Annotated in this window: 1 protein-coding gene; it reads right to left on the bottom strand. The window is 65.5% G+C overall.

Features of this window, described 5'->3' with window-relative positions; all coding sequences use genetic code 11:
• Window positions 1–1,130 (bottom strand): IS256 family transposase (locus AB0F17_RS66475; RefSeq protein WP_358047870.1); only part of this gene is annotated, 1,130 nt, incomplete at its 3' end.
• Between the last annotated feature and the right edge of the window lie 49 nt (window positions 1,131–1,179).

The raw sequence follows: 1,179 nt of genomic DNA, 5'->3' as shown, positions 1-1,179 counted from the left end.
TTGACCGCCCTCCTGATGCGGGCGTTGACCGACTCGATGGCGTTGGTGGAGCAGATCACCCGGCGGATCTCGGTGTCGAAGTTGAGGAAGGGCACAAACTCGGCCCAGGCGTCCTCCCAAAGCTTCACGATCGCCGGGTACTTGCCGCCCCAGACCTCGGCGAACTCATAGAACCGCTCGAGCGCGGCGGCCTCGGTCGGCGCGGTGTAGACGGGCTTGAGAGCCTTGGCGATGGCGTCCCAGTGCTGGCGAGCGGCATACCGGAACGAGGCGCGCAACAGGTGGACCACGCACGTTTGAACCACCGCCTGCGGCCAGACGGTCTCGATCGCTTGTGGCAGCCCCTTCAGGCCGTCGCAGACCACCATCAGCGCATCGGCGACGCCGCGGTTCTTGATCTCGGTCAGCACGTGCAGCCAGAACTTCGCGCCCTCACCGCCGTCGCCGGCCCACAAGCCGAGGATGTCGCGCTCGCCGTCGACGGTGACCGCCATCGCCACGTAGATCGGCCGGTTGGCCACCTGGCCGTCACGCAACTTGACGTGAATGGCATCGATGAAGATCACCGGATAGACGAGGTCGAGCGGCCGGTTCTGCCACTCGGTCATGCCCTCCAGGACCTTGTCGGTGATGGTGGAAATCGTCTGCTTGGACACCTCGGCGCCATACACCTCGGCCAGGTGCGCGGAGATCTCACCGGTGGTCAAGCCCTTGGCGGCCAGCGAGATGACCATCTCATCGACGCCGGACAGCCGTCGCTGCCGCTTGCGCACGATCTTCGGTTCGAAGCTGCCGTCCCGATCACGTGGGACGGTGATCTCCACCGGCCCGACGTCGGTGATGACGGTCTTGGACCGGGTCCCGTTGCGCGAGTTGCCCGTCTCGCTGCCGGCGCGCTCGTGCTTGTCGTAGCCGAGATGGTCGGTGATCTCACCCTCCAGGGCCGACTCCAGCACCAGCTTGGTCAGCCGGCCCAGCAGCCCGTTCTCACCGACCAGCTCCATGCCCTCGGCACGGGCCTGCTCGACCAGACGGCCGACAAGCTCGCGATCTGCGTCCTTGGGCTCCTTGCGTGCCACCGCGGTGTCCTCCAGGTCGATCTCCGTCGATGCCTGGATCACAGTACTCATCAGGTGCGTTCTCCTTGATCAGGAGTTACACCGAAAACCGTACAGTCCC

It is taken from the genome of Nonomuraea sp. NPDC026600, from assembly GCF_040638335.1.
In the GTDB taxonomy this organism is placed as follows: Bacteria; Actinomycetota; Actinomycetes; order Streptosporangiales; family Streptosporangiaceae; genus Nonomuraea.
The sequence above is the reverse complement of the archived record's forward strand: the minus strand, read 5'-3'. Positions and strand labels throughout refer to the sequence as shown.